Origin of the sequence: Pseudomonas sp. SO81 (assembly GCF_030374125.1) — a bacterium.
In the GTDB taxonomy this organism is placed as follows: domain Bacteria; phylum Pseudomonadota; class Gammaproteobacteria; order Pseudomonadales; family Pseudomonadaceae; genus Aquipseudomonas.
The window spans coordinates 1,541,626-1,563,633 of sequence record NZ_CP126126.1 but is presented as its reverse complement, the minus strand read 5'-3'; the positions used below and the strand labels follow the sequence as shown (position 1 = coordinate 1,563,633).

The 22,008-nt window shown below is 66.9% G+C and carries 15 protein-coding genes and 1 pseudogene; 3 read left to right on the top strand and 13 right to left on the bottom strand.

The window, feature by feature from the left end:
* Positions 1 to 14: 14 nt before the first annotated feature.
* A complete protein-coding gene (locus OH686_RS07495) occupies positions 15 to 2,783 on the bottom strand; it encodes a hybrid sensor histidine kinase/response regulator (protein WP_289537377.1) in 2,769 nt (922 codons plus the stop codon).
* Between the two features lie 319 nt (positions 2,784 to 3,102).
* Between OH686_RS07495 and OH686_RS07490 the strand changes: the two genes are divergently transcribed.
* A complete protein-coding gene (locus OH686_RS07490; protein WP_289537374.1) occupies positions 3,103 to 4,779 on the top strand; it encodes an MFS transporter in 1,677 nt (558 codons plus the stop codon).
* A 59-nt stretch (positions 4,780 to 4,838) separates the two neighbouring features.
* On the opposite strand, the gene purD is transcribed toward OH686_RS07490, so the two are convergent.
* From purD to OH686_RS07430, 12 genes and pseudogenes are all read right to left on the bottom strand, one after another.
* Positions 4,839 to 6,131: a phosphoribosylamine--glycine ligase gene (gene purD / locus OH686_RS07485; protein WP_289537372.1), complete on the bottom strand. Its 1,293-nt coding sequence runs from the start codon at positions 6,129 to 6,131 to the stop codon at positions 4,839 to 4,841.
* Between the two features lie 217 nt (positions 6,132 to 6,348).
* Positions 6,349 to 7,956 (bottom strand): bifunctional phosphoribosylaminoimidazolecarboxamide formyltransferase/IMP cyclohydrolase, encoded by a 1,608-nt coding sequence (gene purH, locus OH686_RS07480; protein WP_289537370.1) that lies wholly within the window; start codon positions 7,954 to 7,956, stop codon positions 6,349 to 6,351.
* An 87-nt stretch (positions 7,957 to 8,043) separates the two neighbouring features.
* Complete coding sequence (fis, locus tag OH686_RS07475) at positions 8,044 to 8,379, bottom strand: DNA-binding transcriptional regulator Fis (RefSeq protein WP_043307105.1); 336 nt, start codon at positions 8,377 to 8,379, stop codon at positions 8,044 to 8,046.
* Positions 8,376 to 9,374 (bottom strand): tRNA dihydrouridine synthase DusB, encoded by a 999-nt coding sequence (dusB, locus tag OH686_RS07470; protein WP_289537367.1) that lies wholly within the window; start codon positions 9,372 to 9,374, stop codon positions 8,376 to 8,378. The genes fis and dusB overlap by 4 nt, the downstream gene beginning before the upstream one ends.
* Before the next feature lie 212 nt (positions 9,375 to 9,586).
* Positions 9,587 to 11,020 carry a DUF3426 domain-containing protein gene (locus OH686_RS07465; protein WP_289537365.1) on the bottom strand — a complete coding sequence of 478 codons (1,434 nt, stop codon included), beginning with the start codon at positions 11,018 to 11,020 and terminating at the stop codon, positions 9,587 to 9,589.
* A 64-nt stretch (positions 11,021 to 11,084) separates the two neighbouring features.
* On the bottom strand, positions 11,085 to 11,963 hold the full coding sequence (prmA, locus tag OH686_RS07460) for a 50S ribosomal protein L11 methyltransferase (protein ID WP_289537362.1): 879 nt from the start codon (positions 11,961 to 11,963) through the stop codon (positions 11,085 to 11,087).
* Between the two features lie 131 nt (positions 11,964 to 12,094).
* Positions 12,095 to 13,447 carry an acetyl-CoA carboxylase biotin carboxylase subunit gene (accC, locus tag OH686_RS07455; protein WP_289537360.1) on the bottom strand — a complete coding sequence of 451 codons (1,353 nt, stop codon included), beginning with the start codon at positions 13,445 to 13,447 and terminating at the stop codon, positions 12,095 to 12,097.
* 17 nt (positions 13,448 to 13,464) lie between these two features.
* Complete coding sequence (gene accB / locus OH686_RS07450) at positions 13,465 to 13,926, bottom strand: acetyl-CoA carboxylase biotin carboxyl carrier protein (RefSeq protein WP_289537357.1); 462 nt, start codon at positions 13,924 to 13,926, stop codon at positions 13,465 to 13,467.
* Positions 13,927 to 13,951: 25 nt separating this feature from the next.
* The gene (gene aroQ / locus OH686_RS07445; RefSeq protein ID WP_192396604.1) at positions 13,952 to 14,395 is read right to left on the bottom strand and encodes a type II 3-dehydroquinate dehydratase; all 444 of its coding nucleotides are present in this window, start codon (positions 14,393 to 14,395) and stop codon (positions 13,952 to 13,954) included.
* Positions 14,396 to 14,517: 122 nt separating this feature from the next.
* Positions 14,518 to 16,317 carry a protein-disulfide reductase DsbD gene (gene dsbD / locus OH686_RS07440; protein ID WP_289537354.1) on the bottom strand — a complete coding sequence of 600 codons (1,800 nt, stop codon included), beginning with the start codon at positions 16,315 to 16,317 and terminating at the stop codon, positions 14,518 to 14,520.
* Between the two features lie 120 nt (positions 16,318 to 16,437).
* Positions 16,438 to 16,947: pseudogene (locus tag OH686_RS23350) on the bottom strand (methyl-accepting chemotaxis protein); the annotation flags it as partial.
* A gap of 1,532 nt (positions 16,948 to 18,479) precedes the next feature.
* Positions 18,480 to 20,114 carry a diguanylate cyclase gene (locus OH686_RS07430; protein WP_289537351.1) on the bottom strand — a complete coding sequence of 545 codons (1,635 nt, stop codon included), beginning with the start codon at positions 20,112 to 20,114 and terminating at the stop codon, positions 18,480 to 18,482.
* A gap of 230 nt (positions 20,115 to 20,344) precedes the next feature.
* On the opposite strand from OH686_RS07430, the gene OH686_RS07425 reads away from it, so the two are divergent.
* Positions 20,345 to 21,415, top strand: a complete 1,071-nt coding sequence (locus OH686_RS07425; RefSeq protein ID WP_289537349.1) for a DUF2333 family protein — start codon at positions 20,345 to 20,347, stop codon at positions 21,413 to 21,415.
* Positions 21,415 to 21,948 carry an NUDIX hydrolase gene (locus tag OH686_RS07420; protein ID WP_289537347.1) on the top strand — a complete coding sequence of 178 codons (534 nt, stop codon included), beginning with the start codon at positions 21,415 to 21,417 and terminating at the stop codon, positions 21,946 to 21,948. The genes OH686_RS07425 and OH686_RS07420 overlap by 1 nt, the downstream gene beginning before the upstream one ends.
* Positions 21,949 to 22,008 lie beyond the last annotated feature (60 nt).

Genomic DNA, 22,008 nt, shown 5'->3' with positions numbered 1-22,008 from the left:
CCACCGCCAGCGTCTCAGGAGGGCAGGGCGTCGCGCTGGCGGCGCTCGCGTTCACCCACCCAGTGGGCGATCAGGTCGCGCAGTTGCGACATCTCCACCGGCTTGGACATGTGACCGTCCATGCCGACCTGGCGCGCGCGCTCCTTGTGCTCGGCGAGGATATGCGCGGTCAGCGCCACCACCGGGGTGCGCCCACGCTGTTCGCGCTGTTCCCAGGCGCGCAGCTGCTCGGTGGCGGAGAAGCCGTCGAGCACCGGCATCTCGCAGTCCATCAGCACCAGGTCGTACTGCTGCTCCTGCATGGCGCGCAGGGCCTCCTCGCCGTTGCTGGCGGTGTCCGGGCGCAGGTTGAGCTTGTTGAGCATGCCGCGGATGACCTTGGTGGAAATGCTGTTGTCCTCGGCCACCAGGATGCGGAAGTCTTCCGGCACCTGCAGCGGGCCGCTGTCGACCTGCAGCTGTTGCGGCGCGCCGGCCTGGCGCTGGGCCAGCTCGTCGGCCAGGGTGGTCTTCAGCGTGTAGCCTGCCACCGGCTTGGCCAGAATGCGCTTGATCCCGGCGTTGCGCGCGATGATCTTGCTCGGCGCATTGCTGATGCCGGTGAGCATGATCAGCAGGATGTCGTGGTTGAGGTTGGGGTCTTCCTTGATCTTGGCCGCCAGCTGCATGCCGGTCATGCCGGGCATTTCCTGGTCCAGCAGCACCGCATCGAAGAACTCGCGCAGGTGCGCCTTGGTGCGCAGCAGGGCCAGGGCTTCCTTGCCGGACGCCACGGCGCTGACCTGCAGGCCCCAGGCCGCGCACTGCTGCTGCAGCACCTTGCGGCAGGTCTCGTTGTCGTCCACCACCAGCAGACGGGCACCCTGCAGCGGGCCGTCGAGGTCGGCGGTGGGCTGCTCCAGGCGTTGCGGGTCGAGCGGCAGGGTCAGCCACAGGGTGCTGCCGGCGCTGCCGCCGCTCTGCACGCCGAACTCGCCTTCCATCAGGCGCACCAGCTGGCGCGCGATGATCAGGCCGAGGCGGCCGCCGAGCTTGCTGGCGCTAAGGAAGTCACTGCTGTGCAGCTGGGTGTTGAGCAGCGCGTCGCGCTCGCTCGGCTCCAGCGGGCGGCCGCTGTCCTGCACGGCGATGCGTAGGCGCGGGGCCTTGCCCTCGGTATCCAGTGCCACCACCAGCAGGATCTCGCCCTCGTCGGTCTGGCGGAAGGCGTTGTCCAGCAGGCTCATGAGGATCTGCCGCAGGCGCGTCGGATCGCCGCTGATCACCCGCGGCACCTGCGGCTGGGTGAAGCTGATCAGCTCGACCTTCTGCTGCTCGGCCTTGGCGCGGAAGATGTCCAGGCAGTCGTCGATCAGCGCGTTGAGGTCGAACTGCACGTCGTCCAGCTCGATCTGCCCGGACTCCAGCTTGGAGATGTCGAGAATCTCGTTGATCAGAGTCAGCAGCTCGTTGCCGGAGCTGTGAATGGTCTGCACGTAGTCGCGCTGCTTGGCCGACAACGGTGTGCCGAGCAGCAGCTCGGTCATGCCCAGCACGCCGTTCATGGGCGTGCGGATCTCGTGGCTCATCTTGGCCAGGAACTCGGCCTTGGCCTTCAGCTCGGCGCTGGTGGCGGCCTCGCTGGTGCGGCGGAACAGGGTGTCGCTCTGGATCTGCCGCTGACGCTCGGACAGCGCGATGCTCAGCACCAGGCCGGCGATCATGGCCACGCTGAACAGGCAGAGTACCAGCCAGCCGGGGTTGAGCTGGTCGAAGCCGAACAGTACCGGGCCGAGGGTGGCGAAGCCGATATCGAAGATCAGCAAGCCGGCGAAGATCAGGCGTGCCGGGCGGTAGCCGCCGCGCCAGTGGACGAAGGCCACGGCCGGCACGGTCAGCGCGACCAGCACCACCAGGCCGTAGACCAGCCAGCTGTGCCAGAACAGGCCGGTGAAGCCGATCATGGCCGCGGCCGCGGCGAGCACGGCGAATTCCAGGTGCAGCACGTGGCGCAGTGGGCTGCGCTCGGCCGGGCTGCCGCTGAAGAAGAAGCGGGTGTAGCCGAGGATGCACAGGGCGGCGCTGAGCGCCGCCAGGTCGGCGATCAGCGACTGGTTGTAGCTCTGCTCCGGCAGCAGCACCGCCAGCAGGCCGATGTTGGCGGTGGCGCACAGGGCCAGGGCGACATGCATGCCGGCCAGCCACAGGTTGCTGGCGGTCGGCGAGTAGGCCATGCGCAGCAGGTTGAACAGCGCCAGCAACAGCAGGCCGCCGAGCAGGGCGCCGAACAGGTAGGCCGGCTTCTCCTGGGCGACCAGCTGGGTCTCGTCGATCACCTTGAACCACATCATCAGCGCGTGGTTGGAGGTCATGCGCAGGTAGGCGACCCGCGGCAGGTTGTCGTTGGGCAGGCTGAACAGGTAGGCCCGCGACGGCAGCGGTCGCGAGCTCAGGGTCAGGGCCTCGCCGGTGCGCAGCTGCTGCTCCAGCACGCCGTCCCTGACCAGGTAGAAGTCCAGGTGCTGCACGCGTGGGGCGAACAGCCACAGCCAGTGCGGGGCGGAGAGGGCGGCGGTATCGACTTTCAGCCAGATGGCCTGGGGCGAAGCGGGGAGGGTGAAGGCGAGACGGTCGAGCGGTTGGAAGCGAGAGCTCTGGGCTTGGACCTCGTCGAAGGTCAGCTGGGCCGACTTGTCGAGCAGGATCGACCAGCTCTCCTCGGCCGTCGGCGCAGCCGTGGCCAGAGCCGGCAGACCCAGGAGCAGGCTGACGATGAGTCCTGTGGCGATCCAGAGCCGGCGCACGGCGGAGTCCCTTCTTCGATAGATTTCCGGATTATAGCTATGGGTAATACACAAAAGGCAGTCGTGGCGGCGGCCTTAGTGGGAGCTTTACCGCATCTTTACCCTGTAACCCGTCCCGAATCGGCCATCGAGACGGTTTTGCCCAGGCCACTCAGGACGGGCGTGCTTCTACCACAAATTTGCCGGGCATTAGACTAAGGTCTAATGCCGCTCGCGCAACGCCCGACTAGCCTTCCAAGTCAGAACAACAATCACAAGAAAAGACGTCCGGGTAAAGGGCGATCCTCGCTCTCTGCCGACTGGCGTCGGGAGGCACCCCATGAGCGTAGCAACGGCAGATGCCGGCCAGGCACAGGCCGGACCCATGACCGCCGAGGAGCGGAAAGTCATTTTCGCCTCATCCCTCGGCACGGTCTTCGAGTGGTACGACTTCTACCTGTACGGTTCTCTCTCGGCGATCATCGCGGCGCAGTTCTTCTCCGGGGTCAACCCGACCGCGGCCTTCATCTTCGCCCTCATGGCCTTCGCCGCCGGCTTCGCGGTACGACCGTTCGGCGCGATCTTCTTCGGTCGCCTGGGCGACCTGGTCGGACGTAAGTACACCTTCCTCATCACCATCATGATCATGGGCCTGTCGACCTTTATCGTCGGCATCCTGCCCTCGTATGCCAGTTGGGGCATCGCGGCGCCGATCATCCTCATCGTCCTGCGGCTGTTCCAGGGCCTGGCCCTCGGCGGTGAATACGGTGGTGCGGCGACCTACGTGGCCGAGCATGCGCCGCACGGCCGGCGCGGCTTCTACACCTCGTGGATCCAGACCACCGCCACGCTGGGCCTGTTCCTCTCGCTGCTGGTGATCCTCGGTACCCGCACCTGGCTGGGCGAAGAAGCGTTCGCCGCCTGGGGCTGGCGCATCCCGTTCCTGCTGTCGATCCTGTTGCTGGCCATCTCGGTGTGGATTCGCCTGACCCTCAGCGAGAGCCCGGCCTTCAAGAAGATGAAGGAGGAGGGCAAAACCTCCAAGGCGCCGCTGACCGAGGCCTTCGGTCGCTGGGAGAACGCCAAGGTGGCGCTGGTCGCCCTGTTCGGCGGCACCGCCGGCCAGGCGGTGGTCTGGTACACCGGGCAGTTCTACGCGCTGTTCTTCCTGACCCAGACGCTCAAGGTGGAGGCCGCCACGGCCAATATCCTGATCGCGCTGTCATTGTTGATCGGCACGCCGTTCTTCATCGTGTTCGGCTGGCTGTCGGACAAGATCGGGCGCAAGCCGATCATCCTCGGCGGTTGCCTGATCGCGGCGCTGACCTACTTCCCGCTGTTCGGCCTGATCACCCACTACGCCAACCCGGCGCTGGAGCAGGCCCAGGTCTCGGCGCCGGTGACGGTGGTGGCCGACCCCAACGAGTGCTCGTTCCAGTTCAACCCGGTGGGCACCGCGAAGTTCGTCACCTCCTGCGACATCGCCAAGGGCTTCCTCGCCCGCAACTCGGTGAACTACGCCAACGAGGAGGCGCCGGCCGGCACCCCGGCGAGCATCCGTATCGGCGAGCAGACCATCGCCTCGTTCTCCGGCGTCGGCATGCCGGCCGAGCTGTTCAAGGCCGAGTCCGACGCCTTCAACGCCAGGATGACCGAGGTGATCCGCGGTGCCGGCTACCCGGCCAAGGCCGACCCGGCGCAGATCAACACGCCGATGCTGGTGCTGCTGCTGACCGTGCTGGTGCTGTTCGTGACCATGGTTTACGGGCCCATCGCGGCGCTGCTGGTGGAGTTGTTCCCGACCCGCATCCGCTATACCGCGATGTCGTTGCCGTACCACATCGGCAACGGCTGGTTCGGCGGCTTCCTGCCGACCACCGCCTTCGCGATGGTCGCCGCCACCGGCGATATCTACTACGGGCTGTGGTACCCGATCGTGGTGGCAGTGATGACCTTCATCATCGGCCTGTTCCTGATGCCGGAGACCAAGGATCGCGATCTGCGCAACTGGCACTGATCGCCCTCCGCAAATGAAAAGGCCCCGCACTGCGGGGCCTTTTTTCTATCGGCTGAAACTCAGCTCTCGCCTTGCTCGCGGGCGATGGCGCGGTAGCCGATGTCCTTGCGGTAGAAGCTGCCGTTCCAGCGGATCTGCTCGGCCAGGCGATAGGCCTGCTGCTGGGCGTCGGACACGCTCTTGCCGATGGCGGTGGCGCACAGCACGCGGCCGCCGGCGGTGACCACTTGGCCAGCTGCATTCAGCGCGGTACCGGCGTGGAACACCTTGCCGTCGATCTTGGCGGCGGCGTCCAGGCCTTCGATCACGTCGCCCTTGGCGTAGTCGGCCGGGTAACCGCCGGCGGCGATCACCACACCCACGGTCGGACGCGGGTCCCAGGTCGCTTCGACCTTGTCCAGCGCCTTGGCCAGGGCGGCCTCGACCAGCAGCACCAGGGAGCTTTCCAGGCGCACCATGATCGGCTGGGTTTCCGGGTCGCCGAAGCGGCAGTTGAACTCGATGACCTTGGGCTTGCCGGCCTTGTCGATCATCAGGCCTGCGTAGAGGAAGCCGGTGTAGACGTTGCCTTCGGCAGCCATGCCGCGCACGGTCGGGTAGATCACTTCGTCCATCACGCGCTGGTGCACGTTGGCGGTGACCACCGGGGCCGGCGAGTAGGCGCCCATGCCGCCGGTGTTCGGGCCGGTGTCGCCGTCGCCGACACGTTTGTGGTCCTGGCTGGTGGCCATCGGCAGCACGTTCTTGCCGTCGACCATGACGATGAAGGAAGCTTCTTCGCCGTCGAGGAACTCCTCGATCACCACGCGCGCACCGGCGTCGCCGAAGGCGTTGCCCGACAGCATGTCGCGCACGGCCTCTTCGGCCTCTTCCAGGGTCATGGCGACGATCACGCCTTTACCGGCAGCCAGGCCGTCGGCCTTGACCACGATCGGCGCACCTTTCGCACGCAGGTAGGCCAGCGCCGGCTCGACTTCGGTGAAGTTCTGGTAGTCGGCGGTGGGGATGTTGTGGCGGGCCAGGAAGTCCTTGGTGAAGGCCTTGGAACCTTCCAGCTGGGCGGCGGCGGCGGTGGGGCCGAAGATGTCCAGCTTGCGCGAGCGGAACAGGTCGACCACGCCCTTCACCAGCGGCGCTTCCGGGCCGACGATGGTCAGCTGCACGTTCTTCTCGGCGAAGTCCGCCAGCTGCTCGATGGCCAGCACGTCGATGCTCACGTTCTCGCACTTGGCTTCGGTGGCGGTGCCGGCGTTGCCCGGGGCGACGAAGACTTTCTCGACGCGCTTGTCCTGCGCCACTTTCCAGGCCAGGGCGTGCTCGCGGCCGCCGCTGCCGATGATCAATACGTTCATGGGGTATCTCCTGACCGTAGCCCGGATGCAATCCGGGGCTTTTGAGTGGGGTGTCCCCGGATTTCATCCGGGCTACGACGCAAATCTTTCGGGCCGCGATGGAGCTGGTGGATGCTAGGCGCGGATGGCTTCGATAAGCGCAGTTGCCGGCTGGCAATGAGCATTAGCGAAGTCATCCGCAACAACGCAGACGCCTGCTTCAGCGCGGCCGCGCCACTTAGTGGCGGAAGTGGCGCATACCGGTGAACACCATGGCGATGCCGGCTTCGTCGGCCGCGGCGATGACTTCCGCATCGCGCATCGAGCCACCCGGCTGGATCACCGCGGTGATGCCGACCTTGGCCGCATTGTCCAGGCCGTCGCGGAACGGGAAGAAGGCGTCGGAGGCCATCACCGAGCCGGCGACCTGCAGGCCGGCGTGCTCGGCCTTGATCGCGGCGATGCGCGCGGAGTTGACGCGGCTCATCTGGCCGGCGCCGACACCGATGGTCTGGCGGCCCTTGGCGTAGACGATGGCGTTGGATTTGACGAACTTGGCCACTTTCCAGGCGAAGATCAGGTCATGGATTTCCTGCTCGCTCGGCGCGCGCTTGGTGACGATCTTCAGGTCTTCGGCCTTGATCATGCCGATGTCGCGGCTCTGTACCAGCAGGCCACCGTTGACGCGCTTGAAGTCCCAACCGGCGCTGCGTTCGGCCGGCCACTCGCCGCACTCGAGTAGCCGCACGTTGGCCTTGGCGGCGACCACGTCGCGGGCGGCCTGGGAGATTTTCGGGGCGATGATCACTTCGACGAACTGGCGCTCGACGATGGCCTTGGCGGTCTCGCCGTCCAGCTCGCGGTTGAAGGCGATGATGCCGCCGAAGGCCGACTCGGTGTCGGTGGCGTAGGCCAGGTCATAGGCCTTGCGGATGCCGCCTTCGGCGTCGGTGGCCACGGCCACGCCGCACGGGTTGGCGTGTTTGACGATGACGCAGGCCGGCTTGACGAAGCTCTTCACGCATTCCAGCGCGGCGTCAGTGTCGGCCACGTTGTTGAACGACAGTTCCTTGCCCTGCAGCTGGATGGCGGTGGCGACGCTGGCCTCGCCCTTCTGCGCTTCCACGTAGAACGCCGCGCTCTGGTGCGGGTTCTCGCCGTAGCGCATTTCCTGGGCCTTGATGAACTGGCTGTTGAAGGTACGCGGGAAGGAGCCGCGCGCTTCGGTCGACAGGGTGTCGCGGCTCTGGTCGATGGTGCCCAGGTAGTTGGCGATCATGCCGTCGTAGGCGGCGGTGTGCTCGAAGGCCTTCAGCGCCAGGTCGAAGCGCTGGGCGTAGGTCAGGCCACCGGCCTTCAGCGACTCGACGATGCCGGCGTAGTCGCTGGCGTTGACCACGATGGCCACGTCTTTGTGGTTCTTCGCGGCGGAGCGGACCATGGTCGGGCCGCCGATATCGATGTTCTCGATGGCGTCGGCCAGGTCACAGCCCGGCTTGGCCACGGTGGCGGCGAAGGGGTAGAGGTTGACCGCGACCAGGTCGATCGGCTTGATGCCGTGCTGCTCCATCACGTCGCCGTCGAGGGCGCGACGGCCGAGGATGCCGCCGTGGATCTTCGGGTGCAGGGTCTTGACGCGACCGTCCATCATTTCCGGGAAGCCGGTGTAGTCGGCCACTTCCACGGCCGCGACGCCGTTGTCCTTGAGCAGCTTGTAGGTGCCGCCGGTGGAGAGGATTTCCACGCCCAGGCTGACGAGCTCGCGGGCGAACTCGAGGATGCCGGTCTTGTCGGAGACGCTGATCAGGGCGCGGCGAACGGGGAGGCGGGTGGTCTGGTCGGTCATTGCAAAGTCCATCGGAGCTGGAGATTCAGTAAAAAAGGCGACCCCTTTTTTTGTATTGGGGGCCGCCCTTTTCCATGTATTCGAGGCTTACAGCAGATCGTATTGCTTGAGCTTCTTGCGCAGGGTGCCGCGGTTCAGGCCGAGCAGCTCGGAGGCCTTGGTCTGGTTGCCCTTGACGTAGTTCATCACGGTTTCCAGCAGCGGCGCTTCGACCTCGGTCAGGACCAGGTTGTAGACGTCGGTGACGTCGGCCCCTTCGAGATGGGCGAAGTAGTTGTGCAGAGCCTTCTCCACGCTGTCGCGCAGGGTCTGGCCCTGCTCGAACGGAGTGTTCAGGTGCTGCTTCAGGTTGGCGTTGTCGCTCACGGGTACTGCCCCATCAAAAACTGATTGCTCAAAAAAAGGCTCGGTCATCCTCGTCATGCGGCCACCCCTTCTCCTTTATTGTTCTGCTCGGCGAAGAACTGCCGAGCGGCGGTGTACTGCGCGTCCGTACTTTCCAGACGATTGAACTCGGCGCGGAACTCGCGGGCGCCGGGTAGCGTTGCCAGGTACCAGCCGACATGCTTGCGGGCGATGCGTACGCCCATCAGGTCGCCATAGAAGGCATGCAGCGCGGCCAGGTGCTCCAGCAGGATTCGTTCTACTTCGTACAGCGTTGGCGCCGGCAGCTCCTTGCCGGTCGCCAGGTAGTGGGCGATCTCGCGGAAGATCCACGGTCGCCCCTGCGCCGCACGACCGATCAGCAGGGCGTCGGCGCCAGTGGCGTCGAGCACTGCCTTGGCCTTGTGCGGCGAATCGATGTCGCCATTGGCGAACACCGGAATCGAGATCGCCTGCTTGATGGCGGCGATGGTGTCGTATTCGGCCTCGCCGGTGTACAGGTCGGCGCGGGTGCGGCCGTGCACGGCGAGGGCGGCGATGCCGGCCTGTTCGGCGATCTTGGCCACGGTGATGCCGTTCTTGTTGGCGCGATCCCAGCCGGTGCGGATCTTCAGGGTCACCGGCACGTGGACGGCGCTGACCACGGCGTTGAGGATCGCCGTCACCAATTCTTCATCTTTCATCAGTGCAGAACCGGCGGCCTTGTTGCAGACCTTCTTGGCCGGGCAGCCCATGTTGATGTCGATGATCTGCGCGCCCATCTCCACATTGCGACGAGCGGCCTCGGCCAGCATCTCGGGATCGCCACCGGCGATCTGCACCGAGCGCGGCTCGGGATCACCGGTGTGGATCATGCGCAGGCTGGACTTGCGGCTGTTCCACAGGCGCACGTCGCTGGTGACCATCTCCGAGACCACCAGCCCGGCGCCGAGGCGCCGGCACAGCTGCCGGAACGGCTGATCGGTGACGCCCGCCATGGGGGCGAGGATCAGCTGATTGGGCAGTGTGTAAGGGCCGATGCGTACCACCGACATGGTCATCCCTGTTGTCTCGAGGGTCGTTTCGGGCAATGGCGTAGCCTGCCAAAGTGCGGAACGGCGATCGGGGGAGTGCGAAAAAGGGAGGGCATGATACCCGCTCTCGGTGACCGGATAAAGGCTGTTTTGAACAAATTATGAGCAGCCATCGGGTTATCGCCGTTGGCTAGGTGAAGTGGCGCAAACGCCGGAAATCCGGCGTTTTCGGCCTATTCCGGGGAGTGGAAGCTGAGGCTGTAGTTGACCGCCTTGGCGCCCGGGTCCTTGATCTCCAGGGAGATGTGGATCGGCGTCTGCGGCGGCATCTCGTCCTGGCCGGCCAGCTCGCCGCTGAGGTACTCGCTGGGGCGGAAGCGGCTGCTGGCGATCAGTTGGCCGTTGAGGTCGGCGAAGCGCAACTCCAGCAGTGGGAACGGCTGAGCGAACTGGGCGCGGTTGTAGAGGATGGCGTCGACCATCAGCGCATCCATGTACTGCGGGTGGCTGCGCACCACCAGGTTGGTGCTGCGCACCTGGGAGATATCGACCTTGGACGGCAGGGAGCAGCCGATTTCCGGACAGATGGTCTCGAACCAGGGGCGGTACTGGTCCTGGCGGGCCAGTTCCTCGAAGTGGTAGATCACGTACTGGGTGACCAGGGCGCCGGCGGCGATCAGGTTCAGCAGGCCCCAGCCGATCCAGCGGCCCCAGGGCTTCTTCGGCTGTTGCCAGTCGAGGTGCAGCGGGTCGTCATTCAGGTCCAGCAGGCCGTTGTCGCGCAGTGCCGGCTCGCTGCGCGCGGGCTTGGCAGGCTGCTCGGCGGCGATGCCGTAGTCGCCGTCGCCGATTTCCTCGGCGTCCTCATCGGCGCTGAGATCGCCCAGGGACGGCTCGTCACGGTCGCTCTCCAGTTCCTCGAGCGGCTTCGCCTTGCGGGGCGCTTCGACCCTGGCGGCTGGTGCGGGGGGCGGAGTTGGGATCGGCTCCGGGCGCGTCTCTGGTCTGGGCTCCGGCTGGTATTGCGGTTCGGGCAGCGGCTCCACGCGTGGGCGCGCCATCTGCATGGCTTCCGGCTTGCGCGGCGGCTCGTCCTTGATCAGCGATTCGGCCCAGCTCTCGTCGTGGCGGTTGTCTTCTTCCTCGCCGTGCAGCAGGTGCTCGTTGTTCTGCGCGGCGTTGCCCATCGCCAGGAACTCGCGGGACAGCTGCATCTCCTGCTCTTCCAGCTTGGCCAGTTCCTCGTCCAGGTCGAGGCTGTCCAGGTCCAAATCGTCGTGGATCCACAGGGTGTCGACGGATTTCTTTTCCGCCGCGGGTGCCGGGCTCGGTTTGGCCGGCGCTGGTGCGGGTGCCGGCGGTACGGCGGCAGGCTGGCTGGGAGTGATTGGTGCGGCAACCGGCGCTGGGCGCGGCTGCTGCATGGCACTGGGTTGTTCTGCGGCGGCTGCCGGCCTGACGGGTGCGGGCGGTGGCGTCGTCGCAGCGGGCGCCGGCGTAGTCGGCTTGCTGACTCGATTCTGGTCGACCAGCAGTTGCTGGGCGGCATTGAACACGCGCATGCAGGCCCCGCAGCGCACGGCGCCATGGGCTGCGCCCAGCTGCGCACGGCTGATGCGGAAGCTGGTACGGCAGTGGGGGCATTGAGTGACGAAACTGTCGGTCATGCGGCGGTCCGTGCGAAACAGGGCGCTAGTTTACCCAAGCAGGGGCCTGGGAATACAAGCGCTGCTAGCGCTTCACCCCGCTGATGCGTACCCAGCCGTCCTTGATCGCGGTCGGGTCGAGCTCGAAGGCGCCCTCGTAGGCGGCGCGCACTTCCTCGGCCTGTTCGGCGAGGATGCCGGACAGCGCCAGGCGGCCGCCGGCCTTGACCAGAGCGGTGATCTGCGGCGCCAGCGAGACCAGCGGGCCGGCCAGGATGTTGGCGACCACCACCTCGGCCGGCTGTTGCGGCATGTCGGCGGGCAGGTAGACCGGGAAGCGCGCCGGGTCGATGCCGTTGCGTCCGGCGTTGTCGCGCGAGGCCTCCAGTGCCTGCGGGTCGATATCGGTGCCGATGGCCTGTGGCGCGCCGAGCAGCAGGGCGGCGATGGCCAGGATGCCCGAGCCGCAGCCGAAGTCGATCACGTTGCAGCCCGCCAGGTCCTGGCCGTCCAGCCATTCCAGGCACAGTGCGGTGGTCGGGTGGGTGCCGGTGCCGAAGGCCAGGCCCGGATCGAGCAGCAGGTTGACCGCCTCCGGCTCCGGCGCGGCATGCCAGCTCGGCACGATCCACAGGCGGCGGCCGAAGCGCATGGGCTGGAAGTTGTCCATCCAGCTGCGTTCCCAGTCCTGGTCGGCGATGTGCTCGATCTCGTGGGCTGGCAGCTCGCCGCCGGTGAGCAGCTGCAGGTGCGCGACCAGGTTGGCCGGGTCGGTGTCGGCCTCGAACAGGGCCAGCAGATGGGTGTTGGACCACAGCGGGGTGGTGCCCAGGTCCGGCTCGAAGATCGGCTGGTCCTCGGCATCCATGAAGGTTACCGACACGGCGCCGACGCCGAGCAGGGCGTCCTCGTAGGTCTCCGCCTGTTCCGGGGTGATGGCGAGACGGACTTGTAACCAGGGCATGGCGAACCTCGTGTGCGGTGTTGCGTGGGCGCGCAGCTTACTTGAGGGGCACGGTCGCCGCCACCGCGGGCGCCGACCGGAAAGCACACGGGCCGCCCGCAGGCAGCCCGTGTGGTGAAGCGAGAATGGACTCAGTGCTTGTCCATGCCCAGCTTCTTCTCCAGGTAGTGGATGTTCACGCCACCCTTGGCGAAGCCCTTGTCGCGGGTCAGGTCGCGGTGCAGCGGGATGTTGGTCTTGATGCCGTCCACCACCAGCTCGTCCAGGGCATTGCGCATGCGCGCCATGGCTTCGCTGCGGTCCTTGCCGTAGGTGATCAGCTTGCCGATCAGCGAGTCGTAGTTCGGCGGTACCGAGTAGCCGCTGTACAGGTGCGAGTCGACCCGCACTCCGTTGCCGCCCGGGGCGTGGTAGTGCTTGACCTTGCCGGGGCAGGGCATGAAGTTGTCCGGGTCCTCGGCGTTGATCCGGCACTCCAGGGCGTGACCGCGGATGACCACGTCGCTCTGCTTGATCGACAGCTTGTTGCCGGCGGCGATGCTGAGCATCTCCTTGACGATGTCGATGCCGGTGACCATCTCGGTGACCGGATGCTCGACCTGCACACGGGTGTTCATCTCGATGAAGTAGAAGCGACCGTCTTCGTAGAGGAACTCGAAGGTGCCGGCACCGCGGTAGCCGATTTCGACGCAGGCATCGACGCAGCGTTGCAGTACTTCGGCGCGAGCCTTCTCGTCGATCCCCGGGGCTGGCGCTTCTTCGAGGACCTTCTGGTGGCGGCGCTGCAGCGAGCAGTCGCGGTCACCCAGGTGGATGGCGTTGCCCTGGCCGTCGGACAGCACCTGGACTTCCACGTGACGCGGATTGCCGAGGAACTTCTCCAGATAGACCATCGGGTTGCCGAACGCGGCGCCGGCCTCGGTGCGGGTCAGCTTGGCCGACTTGATCAGGTCTTCTTCCTTGTGCACCACGCGCATGCCGCGGCCACCGCCGCCGCCGGCGGCCTTGATGATCACCGGGTAACCGACCTCGCGGGCGATCTTCAGCGCGGTCTCTTCGTCTTCCGGCAGCGGGCCTTCGGAGCCGGGCACCACGGGCACACCGGACTTGATCATGGCGTTCTTGGCCGAGACCTTGTCGCCCATCAGGCGGATCACGTCACCGGTCGGGCCGATGAAGGCGAAGCCGGATTTCTCCACCTGCTCGGCGAAGTCGGCGTTCTCGGCGAGGAAGCCGTAGCCGGGGTGGATCGCGGTGGCGCCGGTGACTTCGGCGGCGGCGATGATCGCCGGGATGTTCAGGTAGGACTTGGCGCCGGGCGCCGGGCCGATGCACACGGTCTCGTCGGCCAGGCCCAGGTGCATCAGCTCACGGTCGGCGGTGGAGTAGACGGCCACCGTCTTGATGCCCAGCTCCTTGCAGGCGCGCAGGATGCGCAGGGCGATTTCGCCACGGTTGGCGATCAGGACTTTTTCCAGCTGCATCGCAGGCTCCCCGCGCATCAAACGATGGTGAACAGGGGCTGGTCGTATTCCACCGGCTGGCCGTTATCCACCAGGATGGACTCGATCACGCCGCTGGCTTCGGCCTCGATGTGGTTCATCATCTTCATCGCTTCGACGATGCACAGGATGTCGCCCTTCTTCACGCTCTGGCCCACTTCGGCGAAGTTGGCCGAGGTCGGCGAGGCGGCGCGGTAGAAGGTGCCGACCATGGGCGAACGCACCACGTGGCCGTTCAGTTTGGCGGTGGCCGGGGCGGCGTCAGCGGCGGCCGGAACGGCAGCGGCTACCGGAGCGGCGGTCGGAGCCGGGGCGGCGGCGTATACCGGCTGCGGGGCGTAGGCCGGCTGCTTGCTGTGACGGCTGATGCGCACGGACTCTTCGCCCTCGCGGATCTCCAGCTCGTCGATACCGGACTCTTCCAGCAGCTCGATCAGTTTTTTGACTTTACGGATATCCATAGTTTTGCAACTCCCAAGGGTGAGGTCAGGGGCGTTCTAATTGTTCCAGGGCAGCCTCCAGGGCCAGTCGGTAACCGCTGGCGCCAAGGCCGCAGATCACTCCCACCGCTACGTCGGAAAAGTAGGAGTGATGGCGGAAGGGTTCGCGCTTGTGCACGTTGGACAGGTGCACTTCGATGAATGGGATGCTCACCGCCAGCAGCGCGTCACGTAATGCGACGCTGGTATGCGTGAAAGCCGCCGGATTGATGAGGATGAAGTCGACTCCTTCACCTTTCGCCGCATGTACGCGGTCGATCAATTCGTACTCGGCGTTGCTCTGCAGGTACATCAGGTGATGGCCGGCGGCGCGGGCGCGCTGCTCCAGGTCCTGGTTGATCTGCGCGAGGGTAGTAGCGCCGTAGACGCCAGGCTCGCGGGTGCCCAGCAGATTGAGATTGGGGCCGTGCAGCACCAGGAGAGTGGCCATGGGCGCTTCCTTGTTGTTCTGACCGTGGATTGGCCGGGACTATGCCGAAAGCGCTGCGGGCTGTCCAGTTGCCGGGAGTAGTCGGCAAGATGGACGAAATTTACGGCAGAAATATGACGTCGTCAGTTCTGGCGGGCGGCGGCGCGGGTCAGGCGATCGGCGAAGTCGGCGGCGCTGATTTCACCTACGACACGCAGATCCGACCATTCGTCACCCTTTTGCCCGAAGAACAGGATCGCCGGCGGGCCGAACAGCTGGTAGCGGTCGAGCAGGGCGCGCTGGTCCTCACGGCTCTCGGTGATGTCGAAGCGGATCAATCGGTAACCGCCCAGTTGCGCGGTCACCGCCGGTGCTGTCAGCACCTCGCGCTCGATCACCTTGCAGCTGATGCACCAGTCGGCGTACCAGTCCAGCAGCAGCGGCTGGCCGGCGCTCTTCGCCGCGGCCAGGGCGGCATCCAGCTCGGCCGGGGTGGTGATGGTCTGCCATTCGCTGTGGGCAGCGCTGGTTGGCGCGCTGGCGACGGCGGCCTCGGCGCGGCCCAGTGGGCGCAGGGGATCGCTCGCACCCTGCAGGGCGCCGATCCAGGCGACTACCGCATAGACCAGCAGTGGCAGGCCGAGCAGTTGGGCGAGTTTCTGGTGGTGAGTCTTGGGCGTCAGTTCCAGTACGCCGAGCCACAGGGCGATGCCGGCGGCCAGCAAACCCCACAGCGCCAGGGCGATCGGGCCGGGCACCACGCGCTCCAGCAGCCATACGGCGACCGCCATCAGCAGGGCGCCGAAGGCATTGCGCACGCTGACCATCCACGGTCCGGACTTCGGCAGCAGGGCGCCGCCGCCGACGGCGAACAGCACCAGTGGCGCGCCCATGCCCAAACCCAGGGCGAGCAGCTTGAGGCCGCCGCCGAGGGCGTCGCCGCTGGCGCTGATGTAGAGCAGGGCGCCAGCCAGCGGTGCCGATACGCAGGGCGAGACCAGCAGGCTGGAGAGCACGCCGAGGGCCGCTGCGCTCAGCACGGTGCCGCCGTTCAGGCGTTGGCTCAGGCGCTGCAGCGGGGCGTCGATGGCAGCCGGCAGGCGCAGTTCGAGGAACCCCAGGCTGGCGGCGCCGAACAGGGCGAAGAAGATGGCGAAGGGCGCCAGCACCCAAGGCGACTGCAGGCGCGCCTGCAGGTTGAGCTCGGCGCCGAACAGGCCCATCAGTGCGCCAAGGATGGCGAAGCTGATCGCCATCGGCAGCACGTAGGCCAGCGACAGCACCAGGCTGCGCGCACCGCCCGGCTGGCCGCGCAGGACCACGCCGGTGAGGATCGGCAGCATCGGCAGCACGCAGGGGGTGAAGGTCAGGGCAAGGCCGCCGAGGAAGAACAGCGCCAGTTCCTTCCAGGTCCAGCCGGTTTGCGCCGGGGCGTTCGCGGATGTCTCTGTGGGTTTGGCGGTTGGTGCGGCGCCCTTGCCATCCACCTCGATGCGTTCGTTCTCCGGCGGGTAGCACAGGCCCTTGTCGGCGCAGCCCTGGTAGCCGACGTGCACGGTGAAGGGCAGGTCGATGGGGTTGTCGATCGGCAGGGTTACGTCGGTGATGCCGTAGTACACCTCGACATCGCCGAAGTATTCGTCGTGCTTGGGCTGGCCGGCCGGCAGAACGGCCTCGCCCTTGGCCAGGTCTCTGGGCTCGATGCGGAACTGGAAGCGGTGGCGGTAGAGGTAGTAGCCCTCGGCGTTGACGAAGCGCAGCTTCACCGACTTGGCCGTGCTCTCCACCAGGCTCAGGCGGAAGGCCTCGCGCACCGGCAGGAAGTCGCCGCTGTTGTTCAGCGGCGCATCATCGATGATGCCGCGCGGGGCGGGATCGTCGAACAGGCCGGCCAGGGCGGGCAGGGTGAACAGCAGCAGGAACAGGGGCAGCAGACGGCGCATGGCGGGCTCGCACGAGAGACGTGGCGGCATCATACCCAAGTCGGCCGAGCGACCCTAGGCGACGCAACGGCGCAGTGCGTGAGCGGATATTGCCAATGACGGACGGCCGCGCCGTGGGGCCTACACGCGGAACGCCTGTACCGCCGTGTGCAGGCGCCCGCCCAGCTGCAGCAGCTGTTCGCCCTGGGCACGGCCCTCGCCGATGCGGGTCAGGTTGTCGCCGCCCAGGTGATGGATGCGTTCGCTGCGGTCTCGGATCTCGCTGGCGGCGCCGCCCTGCTGGGCGGTGGACTCGGCGATGCGTTCGGCCATGCTGGCGATGGTGCGGATCGCCGCCACCACCTCGTCCAGCGCGCCGTCGGCCTGCTCGGCCTGGCCGGCGGTGGCCTCGGCGTGCTCGACCTGGGCGCGCATGGCGGTCACCGACTGCTGGGCGGCCTGCTGCAGGCGCGCGATCAGTTGCTGGATCTCCTCGGTGGCGCCGCTGGTGCGCTGGGCCAGCGAGCGCACCTCCTCGGCCACCACGGCGAAGCCGCGGCCCATCTCGCCGGCCCGCGCCGCCTCGATAGCGGCATTCAGCGCTAGCAGGTTGGTCTGCTCGGCGACGCTGCGGATCACCGTGAGTACCGAGCCGATAGTGGCGGTTTCGGCGGCCAGCTGTTCGATGGACTGGGCGTTGCCCTGCACCTCGCCGACCAGCCCGTGCAGGCCGTTGAGGCTCTGTTCGATCACGCGCTGGCCCTGCTCGACGGCGCGACTGGCGGCGCGGCTGGCTTCGGCGGCCTGGCTGGCGTCGTCGGCGACGCGGGCGATGGTGCCTTCCAGTTCGCCGAGGGCATCGCGGATCTGCGCGGTGTCGGCCAGCTGGCGCTCGGCGCCGCCGTGCAGGCCCTGGCTCAGCTCGGCCAGGGTGCGGCTGCTGCCGGCCACTTCGCCGGCGTGCTGGTGGATGGTGCCGACCAGCTCCACCAGGTAGCGGCGCAGGTGATTCAGCGAATCCTCGATGTCGCGCATCTCGCGGGTACGTGCCTGCAGCTGGATATTCGCGGCGAAGTCGCCGGCGGCCCAGGTCGACAGGGCCGGCGCCAGGCGGCTGAGCACATTGCCCAGGCGCCGCTGGATCTGGTCCAGGCCCAGGGCGATCAGCAGGATCAGGCCGATCACCAGGCCCTGGATCAGGCGCGCCTCGCCCTGGATGCGGCCGTGCTCGGCCTTCACCAGCGATTCGAGGCCGGCCAGGGCCTGCTGCAGTTGCTCGATGCGCGTGGCGCTGGCGCTGACCAGTTCGCTGCGCTGCTGGATCAGTGCGCGGGTGCGCGCCAGCTCGGCCGGGTAGCGTTTGACCAGGCTGGCGAAGTCGCGCTTGAGGGCGATGCCCTTGTCCTGGGTCTGCTGCTGGTCGGCGTCGCCGGTCAGGCCGAGCAGGTCGGCGAAGCTGTTGCCGGTCTCGGCGCTGTCGGCCACGCCGAGCAGCGGCAGGGCGTCCAGCGCACTGGCCTGCTGCGTGAGGGCGCCCAGTTCGCGTTCCACGTCGCCGGCCAGCTCACTGCGGCCACTGCTCACCAGTTTGCCGCGGGCATGGCTCAGCCTTGCCAGGTGTTGCGCCGCCGCGAACAGCGGCTGGGCATAGCTGGCAGCCTGCGGATTGCCGCTGTCGGCGGCATAGCGGGCCAGCTGGTCCAGGGCGCCGCCCATCTCCCGCTCCGCCTGCAGCAGCAGGCCCTGCGGGTCACCCGCCAGCTTGCCGGCGGCTAGCAGGTCGCTGGAGGTGAAACGGCTCAACTCTTCCAGGCTGGGGCGCAGGGTATCGGCCAGTTCGCTCGGCAGCCCGCTCAACTGCGCCTCCAGCTCGGCGATGGCCTGGGTCGCCTGGCTGTGGCGCACGGCATCCCCGCTGGCCAGGTAGGCCTGCACGTTGGCGGCGATCTGCTGCTGGAACTGCTGGGACAGGTTGAGGTAGCGCTGCATCAGCAGGTAGGGCTGCTCCAGCGCCCGCTCCGACCACCAGAGCGTGCCGCCCAGGGCCAGGCAGGCGGTGATCAGGAGGGTGGTGGAGAGGTTGGTGAGCTGCTTGAGACGCATGTTCGGACACCGGAAACTACTGAGGCGGTGTCCGCAGGTTATTGCGGTTTGGTTGCGGTTTTATGACGCTGTGACGTGGTTCACGTCGGCTCGCCGAGGTAGATCTCGACCCGGTTGCGGCCGCCGCGTTTGGCCACGTAGAGCGCCTCGTCGGCCTGCTTGGACAGGCTGTTGCTGTCCATGCCCTCGGTCATCTCGGCGATGCCGCAGCTGAAGGTGCAGGTCAGGTCGTGGGGCTGGGCCGGGTAGTGGATCTCGGCGAAGCGCCGGCGGATCTCATCCAGCACCTTGGCCGCGGTGACGGCATCGGTATCGGTCAGCACCACGGCGAACTCTTCGCCGCCGTATCGGCCGATATGGTCGGTCTTGCGCAGGCGTTGCTTGAGGAACAGCGCCAGGCTCTTGATCACCCGGTCGCCCATGGGGTGGCCGAAGGTGTCGTTGACCTTCTTGAAATGATCGATGTCGAGCATGGCGAAGGTCAGCGGCTGGCCGTCGCGACGGGCGCGGAAGCGCGCATCCTCCAGCAACTGCAGGGTGTGGGTGTGGTTGTACAGCCCAGTGAGGCTGTCGCGCACCATCCGTGCCTTAAGGTTGCGCGCCCGCGCCGCACGGTTGCGCACGGTGGCGATCAGGTGGCGCGGCTTGATCGGCTTGGTCAGGAAGTCGTCGCCGCCCTCGCTCATGGCGTCGAGCTGCTTGTCCAGGTCGTCCTCGGCGGACAAGTAGATGATCGGCACGCTGACATAGCGGTCGTTGTGGCGAATCACCTTAGCCAGCTCGGTGCCGCTGCAGTCTGGCATGTACATGTCGAGGATGATCAGGTCCGGCTGGAACTCGGCCAGCTCGGCCATGGCCTGGATCGGCTCGGTCAGGGTACGGGTGACGATGCCGGCGCTGTTCAGCACGCGCTCGGTATGGGTGGCCTGGGCCCGCGAGTCGTCGACGATCAGCACCTTGTACGGGTCGTAGTGGACCACGTTGGTGAGGATCTCGATGCGCTCGATCAGGCTCGAGGCGTCCAGGCTGCCGGTGAAGAACTCCTGGCCGCCGGCGCGTACCGCCGCCAGGCGGGTCGGGGTATCGACGTCCTCATGGCTGAAGAACAGCAGCGGCAGCTTGTGCTCCAGGCCCTCCTGCGCCTCGCCGGCCAGGACCATGCCCTGGCCGGGGCCGGCGAAGTCCACTTCCATCAGGATGGCGGCCGGGTGACGCTCGGCCATGGCCGCTCGGAAGGCTTCCGCACTGACCAGCGGCTGGGCGTAGAGACCGAAGAATTCCAGTTGCTGGGCCAGGCGCTCGGCGCGGTCCTGATCCTGCAGGGCCAGGTACACCGGCTTGCGCAGCGGGGGCAGGAAGGTCTGCTCGTACTGGTCGCCATGGCGCAGGCCGGTGCGCGACAGGCGCTGCATCAGTTGATTGAGTTCGGTGATCAGCTGGCTGGTCAGGCGACCGCGGTTGGCTTCGACCGCTTCCAGGCACTGAGCGATGGCGCGGGCCAGTTGCACGTGCACGTCCTGCTCGAAGCGTTCGGCGTAGCGCAGCAGGCCGAGATTGGTCTCGGCCAGTTCGGACATCACGGCGGCGCCCCATTCTTCCTGCTGCAAGCGCTGCCATACCTCGAGTACCTGGCGCGCCTGGTGGATCACGCGTTTGGCGAAGTGCAGCTTGAGCCGGTCGCGGCTGGGGTCTTCTTGCTCGTTCATGACTCGCATCTGATCGTGATTCAGCCTTGTGGGCTGGATGATGGCTTGATGCTACCACTGGTGATATCCCTGGGAACAACCATCGGTCATTTGGCGTCAATTTTCCAACATTTGGCCGAATCAGCGGCATCGAGCCCATTCTGTCACTGCTCAGACCCTGAGCTTCACTTATAGTGCAGAACAACGATCGGCCGCGGACAGGGTCGGATCAAGCGAAGACGCAATCAAGGATCAAGATCATGCTGGACTGGAAGAATCGCGCAGGCGAGCTGCGTGGCAACGTCGATGACAAGGCCGATGGCGTGCGCAGCTATGCCGCCGGTGGCTGGCTGGGCAAGACCCTGGGCACCCTGCTGGGCCTGTACCTGCTGGGCGCCATGCTGGTGGGCTGGTACTGGAGCCAGGAGCCGGAGCTGTTCCCGGTGCAGCAGCACGCCCAGGCGGCGGCCGAACAGGCCCAGCGCAAGCTGGTCAGCGGCTACACCACGGTGGAGACCCTCAAGCAGGTGTCCGAGACCCTGCTGACCAAGCCCGGCGGCTACCTGTCCAACGACATCGCCCCGCCCGGGCTGTGGCTGGACAACATGCCGGCCTGGGAATACGGCGTTCTGGTGCAGGTGCGCGACCTGTCGCGGGCCATGCGCAAGGACTTCGCCCGCTCCCAGTCGCAGTCCACCGAGGACCCGAACCTGGCCAAGGCCGAGCCGCGCTTCAACTTCGACAACAAGAGCTGGGCGCTGCCGGCCTCCGAGGCCGAGTACACCGAGGGCATCAAATCGCTGGACCGCTACCTGGCGGCCCTGGCCGATCCGAGCCAGCCCAAGGCGCAGTTCTATGCCCGCGCCGACAACCTCAACAACTGGCTGGGCGACGTGGCGACCCGCCTGGGCTCGCTGTCCCAGCGCCTCTCGGCCAGTGTCGGCCGGGTGCGCCTGAATACCGATCTGGCGCCCAACCAGCCGATCCCCGAGGGGCAGATCGTGCCGGTGCGCGAGGAAGAGGTGAAGACGCCCTGGCTGCAGATCGACAACGTGTTCTACGAGGCCCGTGGCCAGGCCTGGGCGCTGTCGCACATGCTGCGCGCCATTGAGGTGGACTTCGCTGACGTGCTGGCGAAGAAGAACGCCACCGTCAGCGTGCGCCAGATCATCCGTGAGCTGGAGGCGGCCCAGGAGCCGCTGTGGAGCCCGATGATCCTCAACGGCAGCGGCTACGGCGTGCTGGCCAATCACTCGCTGGTGATGGCCAACTACATCTCCCGTGCCAACGCCGCGATCATCGACCTGCGGACCCTGCTGAGCCAGGGCTAATGACCAGTGCCGAACGCGAGGCGGCCCATCGCGCCGCATCCGACGCCGAACGAGTCGCCTGGGTCGACGAGCAGGACCGACTGCTCGGCGGCCTGCCCCGCGCCGAGCTGCGCGAGCGCGGCCTGATCGGCCGCGGCACCTTCATCCTGCTGTTCAACTCCCGTGGCGAGCTGTGCGTGCACCGGCGCACCCTGAGCAAGGCCATCTATCCCGGCTACTGGGATGTGGCGGCCGGCGGCATGGTCGGCGAGGGCGAGAGCTACGCCGAGTCCGCCGCCCGCGAGCTGGCCGAGGAGCTGGGCATAGCCGAGGTGACGCTGCGCGAGCACGGGCGTTTCTACTTCGCCGAGCCGGGCAACCGCCTGTGGGGCGCCGTGTTCTCCGCAGTATCCGACGCGCCGCTGGTGCTGCAGCCGGAGGAGGTGCTGGAGGCGCACTTCATCGCGCCGAGCCAGGCCCTGAGCGATGCGCTGGAAAAGCCCTACTGCCCGGATTCGCTGCGCGCGCTGCGGCTGTACCTGGCCAATCCATGACGCAGCGTAGGGTGGTCTCGCCGCGCAGCGGCAGCCCACCTTCGATGGTGTACTGCCTTC